The organism is Pseudomonas fluorescens (assembly GCF_902497625.1).
GTDB classification, from domain to species: Bacteria; Pseudomonadota; Gammaproteobacteria; order Pseudomonadales; family Pseudomonadaceae; genus Aquipseudomonas; species Aquipseudomonas fluorescens_BQ.
Window position 1 is genome coordinate 149,268 of record NZ_CABVGX010000006.1, and the last position, 15,744, is coordinate 165,011.

Consider the following 15,744-nt stretch of genomic DNA (forward strand, 5'->3'; position numbering starts at 1 on the left):
CAGGGTTCTGTGCATGACACACAGTTGGCGTCACCGCTGATCCTCTGTGCGAGCGAGCCTGCTCGCGAAGGCAATCTTCAGCTCAATATAAATCCACCGGATCGACATCCAGCGACCAGCGCACCGCGCGCCCGCTTGGCATTTGCTCAAGCGCCAGCAACCAGCTGGCTAATAATCGATGCAACGGTGCGCGTGCGCTGGCCTGTAGCAGCAACTGCGCACGATACCGCCCGGCCCGACGTTCCATCGGCGCCGGTACCGGGCCGAGCAACTCGATGCCGGTCAGATTCTGCTCGGCCAGCAAACGCTCAGCCGCACTGCACGCTTCATCGAGGAAACCTTCAGCTTGTCCGGGTTTGTGCGCCTCTGCCCTTAGCAGTGCCAGGTGCGCAAACGGCGGCAGGCCGGCCGAGCGGCGTTCACTCAGCGCTTGCTCGGCGAAAGCGAAATACCCTTGTTCGGTCAATTGCACCAGCAGCGGATGGTCGGCCAGATGCGTCTGAATGATCACTCGGCCCGGCTCTTCGGCTCGGCCCGCACGCCCGGCGACCTGCACAATCAACTGCGCCATGCGCTCACTGGCCCGGAAGTCGCCGGAGAACAACCCACCGTCGGCGTCGAGAATCGACACCAGCGTCACCCGTGGAAAGTGGTGTCCTTTGGCGAGCATCTGCGTACCGACCAGAATGCATGGGTGGCCCTTCTGGATGGTCGCGAACAATTGATTCATCGCGTCCTTGCGCGAGGTGCTGTCGCGATCGACCCGCAACACTGGAAAATCCGGGAACAGAATGGCCAATCGTTCTTCGGCGCGCTCCGTCCCTGCGCCAACCGGGCGCAGATCCACCTTGTTGCACTTCGGGCAATGGCGAGGCACGCGTTCGACGTAGCCGCAGTGGTGGCAACGCAACTCAGCGGAGCGCTGGTGCACGGTCATGCGCGCATCGCAGCGCTGGCATTCGGACATCCAGCCGCAGTCGTGGCATAACAACGTCGGGGCAAAACCGCGGCGGTTGAGGAACACCAGGACTTGCTGGCCCGCCGCGAGCGTTTGCCCGATGGCTTGTTGCATCGGCCCCGAAATACCGCTGTCGAGCGGACGACTTTTCACGTCCAGACGCAGGAAGCGCGGTTGCTTGGCGCCACCGGCACGTTCGTTCAGGCGCAGCAGCCCGTAACGGCCGGTGTAGGCGTTGTGCAGGCTTTCCAGGGACGGCGTGGCGGAGCCGAGCACGATCGGGATGTTTTCCTGCCGGGCGCGCACCAATGCCAGATCGCGCGCGTGGTAGCGCAAACCTTCCTGCTGTTTATAAGAGCCGTCGTGCTCCTCATCGATAATGATCAGGCCGGGATTTTTCATCGGCGTGAACAGTGCCGAGCGGGTGCCGATAATGATGTCGGCATCGCCGTCACGGGCGGCGAGCCAGGCATCCAGGCGTTCACGATCGTTGACCGCCGAGTGGATCAGCGCAATGCGCGCATTGAAGCGCTGTTCGAAACGCGCCAGGGTCTGCGGGCCAAGATTGATCTCCGGGATCAGCACCAAGGCTTGTTTGCCGGCTTCGAGAGTTTCGCGAATCAGCTGCAAATAGACTTCGGTCTTGCCGCTTCCGGTCACGCCGGCCAGCAGAAACGCGTGATAACTGTCGAACCCGGCGCGAATCGCTTCATAAGCGGCGCGTTGTTCGGGATTGAGCGGCAACTCCGGTTGTGCCAGCCAGTGTTCGTGACGGGCGCCGGGGGCATGCTTGCGGATTTCCACCTGTACCAATCCTTTGGCCAGCAACAGATCGAGGCTGTCCTTGCTCAGCATCAATTTGCTCAGCAACTGATGGGCGACGCCGTGGGGGTGCTGCGCCAGCGTGGCCAACGCCTCACGCTGGCGCGGCGCACGGGCTATCCGCGGGTCATCAAGTTTGGCGCCGGGGGCTGCAGACCAGAAACGTTCCTGGCGGGGCTCGGCCAGTTCGCCCTGACGCAGCAACACTGGCAGCGCCCAGCTCAACGTATCGCCCAGACTGTGCTGGTAATACTGCGACGTCCACAAACACAGCTTGAACAGCGCCGGCGGCAGCGGCGGGGTGGCGTCGAGCAGCGCCAGTGCGGGTTTGAGCTTTTGCGCCGGGACTTCGCTGGTGTCAGTGACTTCCACCAGAATCCCGATCATCTCTCGTCGGCCAAACGGCACTCGCAAGCGCATGCCGGGGTGCAACTGCTCGCGCAGAACCCCGGCTGGCGCGCGGTAATCGAACAGGCGGCGCAAAGGCGAGGGCAAGGCGAGGCGCAGGATGGCGTCGGGCACGCGGGGGGATCTCGATAAACGGAAGTAATGGAAGTCGGATGCAGATTGACTGTGGGAGCGGGCTTGCTCGCGAATACGGAGCAACAGACACATCATCGTCGCCTGACACACTGTATTCGCGAGCAAGCCCGCTCCCACACGGATCGGGTATCAGGTCGGGAGCCTAGCAGACGGTCGGTAGAAGCGACAGCTTGCGCGATCAGCATTGTCTGGTAGAATCCGCGGCCTAATTACGTGCGGTATTCAACAATAGTGTTGAGTGGCGGCACGCTAGCCTGAGGAATACATCATGAAAGCCGATATCCATCCAGCGTACGAAACCATCGAAGTAACCTGCAGCTGCGGTAACAAGTTCGAAACCCGTTCGAACCTGTGCAAGCCACTGGGTACTGACGTATGCAACGAGTGCCACCCGTTCTACACCGGTAAGCAGAAAACTCTGGATACTGGCGGCCGTGTACAGCGCTTCGCAGACCGTTTCGGTGCTTTCGGCAAAGCCAAAGCTCCTGCTGCTGCAGAGTAAGGCTGAAAGGCCCTGTGGGCTTTTCCATGCTGTTGAAAAAGGCGTCCCTCGCGGGCGCCTTTTTTGTGTCTGCGATTTGGCTTACCACCGCCCAGGCCTTCTGCCCGACCCCGACCGGCCTGGCGCCTGTCACCGTGCAGCGAGTGGTGGATGGCGACACGGTGCGCCTGAGCGACGGTCGCAGCGTGCGAATGATCGGTCTGAATACACCTGAGCTGGGCAGGAAAGGCCGCTCCGACGAACCGTTCGCCGTCGCTGCGCGCAAACGTCTGGAAGCCCTGGTGAACGCCAGTGATGGGCGCCTCGGTCTGCTCGCAGGTAAAGAGAGCAAGGACCATTACGGCCGAACCCTGGCGCATCTCTACGGTGCCGATGGCAGCAATCTGGAAGCGCAGATGCTCGCCGAAGGCTTGGGTTTTCAAGTGGCCGTGGCGCCTAATGTCGATCTGGTTGCCTGTCAGCAAGCTGCGGAACGAAGTGCCCGTCAGGCCGGGCTCGGCGTATGGCGCAAGCCGCCCGTGGTGGAGGCGGGGCGGATCAGCGCCTCAGGCTTTGCCGTGCTCAGCGGTCGGGTGAGCAGGATTCAGCGCAATCGTGGCGGAATCTGGATTGAGTTACAGGATTCAGTTGTCCTGCGCGTCGCACCAGGTTTGTTGCAGCAATTCGACGTCGCTGCGCTTGAGCGACTCAAAGGCAAGCAAATCGAGGCCCGTGGCTGGGTGGTCGATCGATCGCGACGCGGTGGATTGAAAGCGGGGCAAGCGCGCTGGCTATTGCCATTGACTGATCCGGCGATGCTCGACAGCGAGCCAAAATAAAAATTGTAGACATTTTTAGCTTTGATTGTGAACAGTCTAGCCCTTGTGATCCGCGGCTCTTGGCCTAAAGTCTCAAGGGTGGGCGCTTGACAGGGGTGACTGACCAGTCTTGTGGGGACTTTGCGAGGCGCGTATCCTCGCTGACCAGTCTGTCCAACAGTAAAAGCGGAATGCCCACATGTCTGATTTGAAAACTGCCGCTCTCGAATACCACGCCCATCCTCGTCCAGGTAAGCTGAGTGTCGAGCTCACCAAGGCCACCGCTACTGCCCGCGACCTGTCGCTGGCTTACAGCCCCGGCGTAGCCGAACCAGTGCGCGAAATCGCCCGCGATCCTGAACTGGCTTACAAATACACCGGTAAAGGCAACCTGGTTGCAGTCATTTCCGATGGCACCGCGATTCTGGGTCTGGGTAATCTTGGTCCATTGGCCTCCAAGCCAGTGATGGAAGGTAAGGGTGTGCTGTTCAAGCGCTTCGCCGGCATCGACGTTTTCGACATCGAAGTCGATTCCGAAAGCCCGCAAGCCTTCATCGACACCGTCAAGCGTATTTCCATCACCTTCGGTGGCATCAATCTGGAAGACATCAAGGCGCCTGAGTGCTTTGAAATCGAGCGCGCTCTGATTGAGCAGTGCGACATTCCGGTATTCCACGATGACCAGCACGGCACCGCGATCGTCACCGCGGCCGGCATGATCAACGCCCTGGAAATCGCCGGCAAAACCCTCGCCGAGGCCAGGATCGTTTGCCTGGGCGCCGGTGCAGCTGCCATCTCCTGCATGAAATTGCTGGTGAGCATGGGCGCCAATATCGAAAACATTTTCATGGTTGACCGCACCGGTGTGATCCATTCCGGCCGTGACGACCTGAACCAGTACAAGGCAGTTTTCGCTCACGCGACCGAGAAGCGCAGCCTCGCTGACGCGCTCGAGGGTGCTGATGTGTTCGTTGGCTTGTCCGGCCCGAACCTGCTTAGCCCCGAAGGCCTGAAGTCCATGGCGGCCAACCCGATCGTGTTCGCCTGCTCGAACCCGGATCCGGAAATCTCCCCGGAGCTGGCTCACGCCACTCGTAGCGACGTGATCATGGCGACCGGCCGTTCGGACTACCCGAACCAGGTCAATAATGTCTTGGGCTTCCCGTTCATCTTCCGTGGTGCTCTGGACGTTCGCGCCAAGCGCATTAACGAAGAAATGAAAGTGGCAGCGGCCAACGCCCTGCGTGAGCTGGCCAAACTGCCGGTACCTCAGGAAGTCTGCGACGCCTACGGCGGCATCAAGCTGGAATTCGGCCGTGAGTACATCATTCCAAAGCCAATGGATGCCCGCCTGATCACCCTGATCTCCGATGCAGTGGCCAAAGCTGCAATCGAGACCGGTGTGGCGACCCTGCCGTATCCGAAGAATTACCCGCTGAAAAGCGTGGATGATGTGTTCAACGGATAAGGGCAGCGCCCATAAAAAAACCCAGCCGAGTGCTGGGTTTTTTTATGGCCTTCAAGCTTCAAGCTTCAAGCGGCAAGATAAAAGCGCGGAGCTGCGCAGCTGTTACTTGTGGCTTGCCGCTTGAAACTTGCAGCTGCTTCGCTAGAACAAATCTATTGGCGCCGCTTCATCTGCCGGCAGCGGGCTGCCCGGCGCGCTGCCGTTACCCAGCTCGCTGGCCGACGGCGGGGTGTCTTCAGCCTTGAACAGCTCAAAGTAGGCCCCAGGTGTGCCGGGGGTAGCTGCACGGCCACTGACCGGGTCAACCCGCAGGCTCAACAGTCCTTCCGGCTCCGCCTGCGTGTGTGGCGGCTTGTCCTTGAGGGCGGCAGCCATGTAATTCATCCAGATCGGCAGCGCCACGGTGCCGCCGAACTCGCGACGACCCAGGCTTTCCGGCTGATCGAAGCCGGTCCACACCGTGGTCACGTAATCGGCGTTGTAACCGGAGAACCAGGCGTCCTTGGACTCGTTGGTCGTACCGGTCTTGCCCGCGATGTCGCTGCGACCCAGCGCGAGTGCGCGACGACCTGTGCCGAGCTTGATCACGTCTTCAAGCATGCTGTTCAGGATGTACGTGGTGCGGCCATCGACAATGCGCTCGGCAACGGCAGGTGCTGGCGCCGCCGGTGCACCCATTGCAGCCTCAGGTGTTGCGTTGACTGTAAAGGCCTCGGCTGCCGGCGCGGCAATCCCGTCCGGTGCGACATCGCCTTTCGGCACGCTTGGCGGATTGGCCACGAACAGCGTCTCGCCATTGCGGCTCTCGATCTTGTCGATGATGTACGGGGTGATCTTGTAACCGCCGTTGGCAAAGGTGCTCCAGCCTGTAGCGATTTCCATCGGTGTCAGGGTGGCAGTCCCCAGCGCCAGCGACAGGTTGCGCGGCAAGTCCTGTTTGTTGAAGCCGAACTTGCTGATGTAGTCGATGGTGCGATCGACGCCCAGTGCCTGCAGCAGACGGATCGACACCAGGTTGCGCGACTTGTACAGGCCTTCACGCAGACGTATCGGGCCAAGGAAGGTATTAGTGTCGTTCTTCGGACGCCAAACCTTGTCGAGGTATTCGTCGACGAAGACGATCGGGGCATCGTTCACCAGGCTGGCGGCGGTGTAGCCATTGTCCAGCGCGGCACTGTAGACGAACGGCTTGAAACTCGAACCCGGCTGACGCTTGGCTTGCAATGCACGGTTGTAGTTGCTTTGCTCGAAGGCGAAACCACCCACCAGCGAACGAATCGCGCCGTTTTGCGGATCCAGGGAAACCAGCGCACCCTGCGCTTGCGGGATCTGGCTGAACTTGAGCGAATTATCTGGCTGACGCTGTACGCGGACCAGGTCGCCAACCTGCGCCACATCCGCAGGCTGCTTGGGATTGGCGCCCATGCTGTTGGTATTGAGGAACGGCCGCGCCCATTTCATGGTGTCCCAGCTGACATGTTCCTCGCCAGTACGGGTCAGCACCTGTAGGCCATTTTTCTCGACCTGCACCACGATGGCCGGTTCGAGGCTGCTGATGGTACGTTGCTTGGTCAGCTCGGCCGCCCAGGCTTCCCGGGTCTTGCCGGGCAAACGTGATTCGGGTCCGCGATAACCGTGGCGCTGATCGTAGGTCATCAGCCCTTCGTGAAGTGCGGTGTTGGCCATTTCCTGAAGGTTGCTCGGCACGGTGGTCGTGACGCGGAAACCCTCGGTGTAGGCCTCGCTGCCATAACGGCCCACCATCTCGGCGCGAGCCATTTCAGCGATGTACGGCGCGTTCACTTCCGGCGTCGGCACATGATAGCTGGCGTTCAATGGCTCATTGATGGCCGTGGTGTAATCGGCTTCGGTGATCTTGCCAAGCTTGTACATGCGCCCCAGAATCCAGTCACGACGCTCTTTGCTGCGTGCCGGATTGGCCAGCGGATTGAAACGCGAAGGTGCCTTGGGCAGACCGGCGATCATCGCCATCTGCGCCAGGCTGACATCACGAATCGACTTGCCGTAATACACCTGCGCCGCCGCCTCGATGCCATAAGCGCGGTTGCCCAGATAGATCTTGTTGACGTACAACTCAAGGATCTCATCCTTGGTCAGTTGCCGTTCGATTTGCAGAGCCAGGAGGATTTCAGTGGTCTTGCGCGAGAAGCTGCGCTCGCTGGTAAGGAAGAAGTTCTTCGCTACCTGCATGGTGATGGTGCTACCGCCCGACTGAATGTGTCCGCTTTTTACCAATTGTGTCGCGGCACGCATCAAACTGCCGGGATCGACACCATAGTGATTGGCGAAGTTATCGTCTTCAGCACTTAGTAACGCATTGATGAAGTTGGGGGGAATGTCGGCGAAACGGATGGGAGTGCGGCGCATTTCGCCAAACTCTGCGATCAACTTGTCGTCGCTGCTGTAGACACGCAGCGGAATCTGTAACTGGATGCTTTTCAATGTCTCCACTGACGGCAATCCAGGGCTAAGGTAAAGAAACGCGCCGCTGAGACCTAGGAGCAGTCCGCAGAATACGGCGACGATGGACCAACCGAAAAACTTCAGCAGACGAATCAAGGCTTTGAGATATCCAAGGCAAAAAATGAATGTGGCACCAGGAGTTCAGGTAAAAAGGAGAACGGCCCGCGCTCGAAAAAATAAGCGGAAAAAATCGCTGGGCATTATAAGCAGTTTTTCCGGCGCGGGCGTCATTTGCGCGGCTGTCAAGACAAGTGGATTCAACGCAATGAGCGTCAAGAGTTCGTAACTAACGGAAAGTCATAGGGAATTGGTAGTGCTAGGACTCTTCAATAAAAAGGCCAACACGCTTCTGGGGATCGACATCAGTTCCACGTCGGTGAAGCTTTTGGAGTTGAGTCGCCACGGCGACCGCTACCGGGTCGAGGCCTATGCCGTAGAGCCGCTGCCCGCCAGCGCCGTGGTAGAGAAGAACATCGCCGAGCTCGAAGGCGTGGGTCAGGCCCTGGCACGTGTGTTGCTCAAGGCCAAGACCAGTCTCAAGAACGTCGCCGTGGCGGTTGCCGGCTCTGCCGTGATCACCAAGACCATCGAGATGGATGCAGGTCTTTCCGATGACGAGATGGAAAACCAGTTGAAGATCGAGGCGGATCAGTACATCCCTTATCCGCTGGACGAGGTGGCCATCGACTTCGAAGTTCAGGGTCCGTCGGCGCGCAACCCCGAACGGGTCAACGTGCTGCTGGCAGCCTGCCGCAAGGAAAACGTGGAAGTTCGCGAAGCAGCGCTCGCAATGGCCGGGTTGACCGCACGTGTGGTGGATGTCGAGGCTTACGCGCTGGAACGCTCCTTCGGCTTGTTCGCCGGTCATCTGGGTGCTGCCCAGACGCTGCTGACGGTTGCCATTGTCGATATCGGCGCCACCATGACCACCCTCAGCGTGTTGCACAACGGTCGAATCATCTACACCCGCGAACAATTGTTCGGGGGGCGCCAATTGACCGAAGAAATCCAGCGACGCTACGGCCTGACCGTCGAGCAGGCAGGGCTCGCCAAGAAGCAGGGTGGTTTACCGGACGATTATGTCAGCGAAGTATTGCAGCCGTTTCGTGACGCGGTGGTGCAGCAGGTGTCGCGTTCGCTGCAGTTCTTTTTTGCATCGGGGCAGTACAACGCGGTCGATCACATTTTGCTGGCGGGCGGCACGGCGTCCGTCCCCGGTCTCGACCGGTTGATCGAACAGCGTTTGGGCACGCCGACTCAAGTGGCCAATCCATTTGCCGATATGACACTTGGCAGCAAAGTCAACGCGGGTGCCTTGGCCAGCGATGCTCCAGCACTGATGATCGCCTGTGGACTGGCGCTGAGGAGTTTCGACTGATGGCGCGGATTAACCTTTTACCCTGGCGCGACGAACTGCGCGAGGAGCGCCGCAAACGCTTTTTACTGGCACTGGCCGGTGTATTGGTGGGCGCGGTCGGGGCGATTTTGATCGCAGACAGGGCTATTAGCGACGCCATCGATCGGCAAATTGCCCGAAACAATTACATTGGCAAACAAATCACCGTGGTCGATGAACGTATCAAACAGATCAGCGAATTGAAGGCCCGTCGCCAGCAACTGGTCGAGCGCATGCGTATCATCCAGGACCTGCAGGGTAACCGGCCGATCAGCGGGCGAATCTTCGATCAGCTGGCGCGCACCTTGCCGGATGGCGTGTATTTCACCGAAGTGAAAATGGCGGGTAAAACCCTGTCAGTCACAGGCGCGGCGGAATCCAACAACCGTGTTTCCGATCTGATGCGTAATCTGGACGCCTCTGACTGGTTCGATGCGCCCACCCTTACCGAGGTCAAGGCGACCACCGCCGGGCAACTCGATCAGGCGAACATCTTTCAATTGACTGTGCGTCAAACCCAGCCGGCCGCCGCGGAGGCTGTTCAATGAGCCTGGCCCAATGGTTCGAAGGGCTGCGCAAGATCGACATCAACGATCTGGACACCAACAACATGGGCTCCTGGCCGCCCGCCATCAAGGCGTTGGCGGGTATCGTGCTGGCCGGTCTCGTGCTGGCGCTGGGCTACAACTTTTCCATCAGCGACCTTGAAACCCAGCTTGATCTCAAACGGGATGAGGAATCGACCCTCAAAGAGCAGTTCGCCAATAAAGCGCACATGGCGGCGAATCTGGAGCTGTATGTACAGCAGATGAAAGAAATGGAAAATTCATTCGGTGTGCTGTTGCGGCAATTGCCCAGCGATACCGAAGTGCCCGGTTTGCTTGAAGACATCACACGCACTGGCTTGGGCAGTGGCCTGGAATTTGAAGAGATCAAACTGCTGCCGGAAGTCACACAGCAGTTCTACATCGAGTTGCCGATCCAGATCACCGTCACGGGCGCTTATCACGACCTTGCCACCTTCGTCAGTGGCGTCGCCGGGTTGCCGCGGATCGTCACGTTACATGACTTCGACATCGCCGCTGCCGATCCCGAAGGTGGCTCGAAACTGCGCATGAGTATCCTCGCCAAGACCTATCGCTACAACGATAAGGGGCTGCAGAAATGAGCCCGATCCGAATCTTAATGGTGAGCGTCATGCTCATCCTTGCCGGATGCGACGGTGACGGCGGTTTCAACGACCTTGACGCTTACATGAACGAGGTGCGGCTGCGCGCACCGGGCAAGATCGAACCTACGCCGGTATTCCGCTCATACCCGACATTTACCTACAGTGCAGCCAACCTGCGAAGCCCGTTTTCCCGTCAGGTGCGGGTTGACCTCGCCGGCCAGAAAGCCGGCTCGCGCAACGTCAAACCCGACCCCAACCGGGCAAGGCAGTACCTGGAAGGTTTTAATATCGAACAGTTTGAAATGGTCGGTACGATCTCCAATGCCGCTGGCTCCTTTGCGTTATTGCGTGGGGCAGGAGGTGTGCATCGGTTGAAAGTCGGCGACTATCTGGGCCGCAATGAAGGGCGCATCGTCGCCATCAGCGGCGCGCAAGTCGATGTGGTAGAAATCGTTCCGGACGGCCAGGGCGCCTGGCTGGAACGACCACGCACCATCCCTTTGAAAGAGCACTCATAGTGGAACTCGAATAATGAACAGGATTTTCACCGCCCTCGGGGTTTCGCTATGGATAGCGTTGCAGTCACCGATGGTACAAGCGGCCAACCTCAAGGCGCTGGACGTCGCCGCGCTGCCGGGGGATCGCGTCGAGCTGAAATTGTCGTTCGATGCAGCCCCTCCGGCACCCCATGGCTACACGACTGAACAGCCTGCGCGGATCGCTCTCGATCTGCCCGGCGTGGTCAGCCAACTGGCGAGCAAGACACGTGACCTCGGTGCCGGTAACGCCCGCAGCGCAACGGTGGTGGAGGCCAAGGATCGTACGCGGTTGATCATCAACCTGACGCAAATGGCCCCTTACACCTCGCGGGTTGAGGGCAATAATCTGTTTGTGGTGGTTGGGCGGGGTGCCGGTAGCTCGGCCGCTCGACCTGCCGCCAAATCGGCACCGTCGCGCACGGCGACCCCGGTTGCCGCCCCGGCCAGGAACTATGCGCCGGTGGCCAAGGCTATTCGTGGTGTCGATTTCCAGCGCGGCACACAGGGTGAAGGTAACGTAGTCATCGATTTGTCCGACCCGTCCATCGCCCCCGATATCCAGGAACGCGATGGCAAGATCGTCCTCGGTTTCACCCGCACCCAGTTGCCCGAGCCGCTGCGTGTGCGCCTGGACGTGAAGGATTTCGCGACCCCGGTGCAGTTCGTCAATGCCAGCGCTACGGGTGACCGCGCCACGATAACCATCGAGCCCAGCGGTGCCTTCGACTACTCCACCTATCAAACCGACAACAAGTTGACCGTCAGCATTCGCCCGATGACGGTGGATGATTTGCACAAGCGCAATGCCGAACGGTTTGCCTATACCGGCGAGAAGCTTTCGCTGAATTTTCAGGACATCGATGTGCGTTCCGTGCTGCAGTTGATTGCCGACTTCACCAATCTCAATCTGGTGGCGAGCGACACAGTGCAGGGCGGCATTACGCTGCGCTTGCAGAACGTACCGTGGGATCAGGCGCTGGACCTGGTACTGAAAACCAAGGGCCTGGACAAACGCATGATCGGCAACGTCTTGCTCGTGGCCCCGGCGGAAGAAATTGCCGCCCGTGAGCGTCAGGAACTGGAATCGCAGAAACAGATTGCCGAGCTGGCGCCATTGCGGCGCGAACTGCTGCAGGTCAACTACGCCAAGGCGGCCGATATCGCCAAATTGTTCCAGTCGGTGACCAGTGCAGAAGCAAAGATCGACGAGCGTGGGTCGATCACTGTTGATGAGCGCACCAACAACATCATTGCCTACCAGACCCAGGACCGCCTCGACGAGCTGCGGCGTATCGTTGCACAGCTGGACATACCGGTGCGGCAGGTGATGATCGAAGCGCGCATCGTCGAAGCCAACGTCGATTATGACAAGAGTCTGGGCGTGCGCTGGGGCGGTTCGGTGCAAAAGGGAAACTGGAACGGTTCCGGGGTCAATGGCTCGTCGACCACCATTGGTACTCCGGGCAGCACCAGCACCAACTCGCCGTTTGTTGACCTGGGCACTTCAGGCAATACTTCGGGGATCGGTATCGCGTTCATTACCGACAACGTATTGCTCGACCTGGAGCTGACGGCGATGGAGAAAACCGGTAACGGCGAAATCGTCTCGCAGCCCAAAGTGGTCACGTCCGACAAGGAAACGGCGAAAATCCTGAAAGGTACGGAAATTCCATATCAGGAGGCCAGCTCCAGTGGCGCCACCTCGGTATCTTTCAAGGAAGCATCGCTGTCCTTGGAAGTGACGCCGCAGATCACCCCGGACAACCGCATCATCATGGAGGTCAAGGTCACCAAGGATGAGCCGGACTACCTGAACAAAGTGCAGGACGTGCCGCCGATCAAGAAAAACGAGGTCAACGCCAAGGTGCTGGTGAATGACGGTGAGACCATCGTTATCGGCGGAGTTTTCTCCAATACTCAAAGCAAGGTTGTAGATAAGGTGCCATTTCTCGGTGATGTGCCGTATCTTGGCCGCCTTTTCCGGCGTGACGTGGTTTCGGAGAAAAAATCCGAGCTGCTGGTGTTCCTCACTCCGCGTATCATGAACAATCAGGCGATTGCTGTGAGTCATTGATTCTGTGCGAAATTTGATTCTTGTTGGACCGATGGGTGCTGGAAAAAGCACCATCGGCCGGTTGCTGGCCAAAGAGCTGCGCCTGCCGTTCAAAGATTCCGATAAGGAAATTGAATTGCGCACGGGCGCCAATATCCCATGGATCTTCGACAAGGAAGGCGAGCCGGGCTTCCGGGACCGTGAGCAGGCGATAATTGCCGAGCTCTGCGCATGCGATGGCGTGGTTCTGGCGACCGGTGGCGGTGCCGTCATGCGTGAGGCTAATCGCCGGGCACTACATGCCGGTGGTCGGGTGGTTTATTTGCATGCCTCGGTCGAGCAGCAAGTGGGTCGCACCTCTCGCGACCGTAACCGGCCGTTGCTGCGTACCGCCGATCCGGCCAAGACTCTGAGAGATTTGCTGGCGCTTCGCGACCCGCTTTATCGGGAAATCGCCGACCTAGTGGTGGAAACCGATGAGCGGCCGCCGCGAATGGTGGTGCTTGATATTCTGGATCGCCTGCAGCAACTTGCGCCGCGTTAAAGCACCGCGTGAAATGCGCTATCCTCGGCGTCGCGCCATGCCTGTTCAATGACGTGGCGGATTGAAACCGGCGTTGCAGCGTCAGTTGCGGTAGACACTCGATTTCCTTAGGCGGGACGCCTGATTCCATTCCACTGTGGGGACACATGCAGACACTCAAGGTTGATCTCGGCGAGCGCAGCTACCCGATTCATATTGGCGAAGGTTTGTTGGATCAGCCTGAACTGCTGGCGCCGCATATTCGCGGACGGCAAGTGGCAATTATCTCCAACGAAACCGTAGCGCCGCTATACCTCGAGCGATTGACCCGCAGCCTTGAGCAGTTTTCGGTAGTTTCCGTAGTGCTGCCCGACGGCGAATCGTTCAAGACCTGGGAAACCCTGCAACTGATATTCGATGGCTTGCTGACCGCCCGGCACGATCGCCGTACCACAGTGATCGCCCTCGGGGGGGGCGTCATCGGTGACATGGCCGGTTTTGCTGCGGCCTGTTACCAGCGCGGCGTCGATTTCATCCAGGTCCCCACCACATTGTTGTCGCAGGTCGATTCGTCGGTGGGCGGCAAGACCGGGATCAATCATCCGCTGGGCAAAAACATGGTCGGCGCGTTCTATCAGCCGAATGTCGTGCTGATCGACACCGCCACACTCAATACCTTGCCTGCCCGCGAACTGTCGGCCGGGCTGGCAGAGGTCATCAAATACGGTTTGATCTGCGATGAGCCCTTCCTGACCTGGCTAGAAGAAAACGTTGATCGCCTGCGGGCTCTGGATCAAATTGCCCTGACCTACGCCATCGAGCGTTCGTGCGCGGCCAAGGCGGAAGTGGTCGGTGCCGACGAGAAGGAAACCGGCGTACGGGCTACGTTGAATCTGGGGCACACCTTTGGGCACGCCATCGAGACGCACATGGGATATGGTGTGTGGCTGCATGGTGAGGCGGTGGCTGCTGGCACCGTCATGGCGCTGGAAATGTCGACGCGTCTGGGCTGGATCAGCGAGCAGGAGCGTGATCGCGGCATTCGTTTGTTTCAACGAGCCGGGCTGCCCGTGGTTCCGCCTGAAGAGATGACGCCAGCCGATTTTCTCGAACACATGGCAATTGACAAGAAAGTGATCGACGGTCGTTTGCGCCTGGTGTTGCTGCGCCACATGGGCGAAGCGGTGGTGACCGACGATTATCCGAAAGAAGTTTTACAGGCCACGCTGGAAGCGGATTACCGCGCTCTGGCTCAGCTTAAAGGTTAATAAGATCCCGATGACTAGTTTGCATGCCGACGAGGCTTTCCTCGGCCATTTCCAGTTGAGTCACGACCCTTTCGCTCCACGGGTACCTGGCTTCAAATTCTTCCCGGCCCAGCGCAAGCCGGTACTGGGGCAACTGCATCACCTGGCTCGCTACAGCCAGTTGCTGCTGGTGGTAACCGGTCCGCACGGCAGCGGCAAGACTCTGCTGCGTCAGGCGCTGGTGGCCAGTACCAACAAACAATCGGTGCAGAGCGTGGTGGTGTCTGCCCGTGGCGCCGGTGATGCGGCCGGCGTATTGCGCCAGGTAGCGCAAGCCTTGAATGTCGCTCATGCAGAGATTGGCCCGATCCTGGCTCAGGTGGTTCAGCTGGCATTGACCGGGCAGGAGGTCTATCTGCTGGTGGATGACGCCGAGCAGCTCGACGAATCCGCGCTGGAAGCGTTGATGGAGCTGGCCGCTGGTGCGCCTGAGGGCCGCCCGCATGTGTTCCTTTTTGGTGAGTCGTCGCTGATCGCTCAGCTGGAGGCGCTGAGCCTGCAGGAAGAGCGCTTTCACGTTATCGAACTGCAGCCCTACACCGAAGAAGAAACCCGTGAATACCTGGATCAGCGCCTCGAAGGTGCCGGCCGGGGTATCGAACTTTTCACCGCAGATCAGATCTCTGATATTCACGAAAGCTCCGACGGCTGGCCTGGCAACATTAATCAGGTCGCCCGCGATGCACTGATCGAAGTCATGATTGCCAGCCGCTCAGCGGTCAAGCGTCCAAGTATGGGGTTCAACATGCCGAAGAAACACGTATTGGCGATTTCCGCCGTAGTCGTGGTCGCGGTAGCCGCCGCCTGGTTGATGCCGGGTCGCAGCAAAGCACCGACCACTGGCGCTCCTGCCAATGAACAGGCGCAATTGCCACTGGGTCAGGGCACGCCACAACCAAACGATGGCGGTGCACCCGCTGTTGAATTCGCCGGTAATTCGCAGCCGATGCCATTGCCTCTGGTTGGCAACTCGCAACCGGTGATGCGCGGCCCGCTGGCTGAAGCGGCCGGTGGCATTACTGAAGGCGACGACGGTGTCCCGGTGGAAGGTTCGAGCGAAGTTCCGCCGACCGTGACCACTACCGCTCCGCCTGCGGGCATCCCGGCCGGCCCTGCGCCGACCGCACCTGCTGCTAAACCTGCACCGGCACCGGTGCAGATCGCGACGGCCAAGCCAGCGC

Annotated in this window: 13 protein-coding genes; 11 read left to right on the forward strand and 2 right to left on the reverse strand. The window is 59.5% G+C overall.

Annotated elements, in window-relative coordinates; translation table 11 throughout:
* Positions 1–82 precede the first annotated feature (82 nt).
* On the reverse strand, positions 83–2,302 hold the full coding sequence (locus F8N12_RS05975; protein WP_150579622.1) for a primosomal protein N': 2,220 nt from the start codon (positions 2,300–2,302) through the stop codon (positions 83–85).
* A 289-nt stretch (positions 2,303–2,591) separates the two neighbouring features.
* On the opposite strand from F8N12_RS05975, the gene rpmE reads away from it, so the two are divergent.
* From rpmE to F8N12_RS05990, 3 genes are all read left to right on the forward strand, one after another.
* Entirely contained in the window at positions 2,592–2,825 is a 234-nt protein-coding gene (gene rpmE, locus F8N12_RS05980; protein ID WP_028621753.1) for a 50S ribosomal protein L31, read from the forward strand.
* 26 nt (positions 2,826–2,851) lie between these two features.
* Complete coding sequence (locus tag F8N12_RS05985; RefSeq protein ID WP_150579623.1) at positions 2,852–3,643, forward strand: thermonuclease family protein; 792 nt, start codon at positions 2,852–2,854, stop codon at positions 3,641–3,643.
* Between the two features lie 178 nt (positions 3,644–3,821).
* The gene (locus F8N12_RS05990) at positions 3,822–5,090 is read left to right on the forward strand and encodes a malic enzyme-like NAD(P)-binding protein (RefSeq protein ID WP_150579624.1); all 1,269 of its coding nucleotides are present in this window, start codon (positions 3,822–3,824) and stop codon (positions 5,088–5,090) included.
* A 141-nt stretch (positions 5,091–5,231) separates the two neighbouring features.
* On the opposite strand, the gene F8N12_RS05995 is transcribed toward F8N12_RS05990, so the two are convergent.
* On the reverse strand, positions 5,232–7,670 hold the full coding sequence (locus F8N12_RS05995) for a penicillin-binding protein 1A (RefSeq protein WP_150579625.1): 2,439 nt from the start codon (positions 7,668–7,670) through the stop codon (positions 5,232–5,234).
* 217 nt (positions 7,671–7,887) lie between these two features.
* Here F8N12_RS05995 and F8N12_RS06000 point away from each other — a divergent pair, with 217 nt between their 5' ends.
* The 8 genes from F8N12_RS06000 to F8N12_RS06035 all read left to right on the forward strand — a co-directional run.
* Positions 7,888–8,952 carry a pilus assembly protein PilM gene (locus F8N12_RS06000; RefSeq protein WP_150579626.1) on the forward strand — a complete coding sequence of 355 codons (1,065 nt, stop codon included), beginning with the start codon at positions 7,888–7,890 and terminating at the stop codon, positions 8,950–8,952.
* On the forward strand, positions 8,952–9,518 hold the full coding sequence (locus F8N12_RS06005; RefSeq protein ID WP_150579627.1) for a PilN domain-containing protein: 567 nt from the start codon (positions 8,952–8,954) through the stop codon (positions 9,516–9,518). The genes F8N12_RS06000 and F8N12_RS06005 overlap by 1 nt, the downstream gene beginning before the upstream one ends.
* Positions 9,515–10,138, forward strand: coding sequence for a type 4a pilus biogenesis protein PilO (gene pilO, locus F8N12_RS06010; RefSeq protein WP_150579628.1), 624 nt, complete (start codon positions 9,515–9,517; stop codon positions 10,136–10,138). Before F8N12_RS06005 ends, pilO begins: the two co-directional genes overlap by 4 nt.
* Positions 10,135–10,659, forward strand: a complete 525-nt coding sequence (locus F8N12_RS06015; RefSeq protein ID WP_150579629.1) for a pilus assembly protein PilP — start codon at positions 10,135–10,137, stop codon at positions 10,657–10,659. The genes pilO and F8N12_RS06015 overlap by 4 nt, the downstream gene beginning before the upstream one ends.
* A gap of 13 nt (positions 10,660–10,672) precedes the next feature.
* Complete coding sequence (gene pilQ, locus F8N12_RS06020) at positions 10,673–12,754, forward strand: type IV pilus secretin PilQ (protein ID WP_150579630.1); 2,082 nt, start codon at positions 10,673–10,675, stop codon at positions 12,752–12,754.
* Between the two features lie 4 nt (positions 12,755–12,758).
* The gene (gene aroK / locus F8N12_RS06025) at positions 12,759–13,277 is read left to right on the forward strand and encodes a shikimate kinase AroK (protein WP_150579631.1); all 519 of its coding nucleotides are present in this window, start codon (positions 12,759–12,761) and stop codon (positions 13,275–13,277) included.
* Between the two features lie 146 nt (positions 13,278–13,423).
* Complete coding sequence (gene aroB / locus F8N12_RS06030; RefSeq protein WP_150579632.1) at positions 13,424–14,524, forward strand: 3-dehydroquinate synthase; 1,101 nt, start codon at positions 13,424–13,426, stop codon at positions 14,522–14,524.
* A gap of 10 nt (positions 14,525–14,534) precedes the next feature.
* On the forward strand, positions 14,535–15,744 hold a 1,210-nt coding region (locus tag F8N12_RS06035), incomplete at its 3' end, for an ExeA family protein (RefSeq protein ID WP_150579633.1).